1 protein-coding gene is annotated in these 730 nt (G+C 32.3%); it reads right to left on the bottom strand.

Annotation, left to right across the window (positions count from 1 at the left end):
- On the bottom strand, nt 1–730 hold a 730-nt coding region (locus tag FOF46_RS32125; RefSeq protein WP_167572042.1), incomplete at both ends, for a hypothetical protein.

The raw sequence follows: 730 nt of genomic DNA, 5'->3' as shown, positions 1-730 counted from the left end.
GTAACATTTGGAGTTGTAGAATTACCTTTTAATATAACAGCATTAGACGAACAACTTAGTGTACCATCAACAGAAGCGGATACATTAGGTACTATAATATCCTGGGTTACAGTTACCGTTTTAGATCCTGTACATCCATTGTTATTGGTTACTTCTAGTGTATAATCTCCAGGTTCGCTTACATTTATATTTTTTGTATTTGCTGTAAAGTTATTAGGTCCTGTCCAATTATAATGAACACTATTATCAGAAGATCCTCCTGTTATGGTTACAACATCATTAATGCATGTAAGTATACCTTCTACAGAAGCAGTAGCATCAATAGTTCCTGGATTTTTTTCTGTAACCTTTACATTGTCAAAATAGTAAAATTCATCTGAAGCAGTAGTTCTTGATTTGACTATAATTTGTAGACTATTTCCACTTAGAGAACCTATTGATACAGTAGTTCCTGAACTGCTATTGTTATTTATGGTTCCTGAATTTTTACTAAAACGAACCTCTTGCTCTTCATTTATTTTATAATAAAGATCAATAAAGTCAAGACCTTCTCCAGTGTCTTCCATATCCCCTGTACTATATAAGAGAACAGAGATGTTTACATCATTTTTTCCTTTAATATCGATTGATTCAGAGGTCCATATTCCTTTTTTATCTTTCCCTGTATTATTAACTTTAAATCGATTATCTTTTACATGAAAGCCTCCAGAGCTTGGATTTTGAGTAGTCC

This window comes from Aquimarina algiphila, from assembly GCF_007489275.1.
GTDB lineage: Bacteria > Bacteroidota > Bacteroidia > Flavobacteriales > Flavobacteriaceae > Aquimarina > Aquimarina algiphila.
Note: the sequence above shows the minus strand (reverse complement) of the source record. Positions and strands in the feature narration are given on the sequence as shown.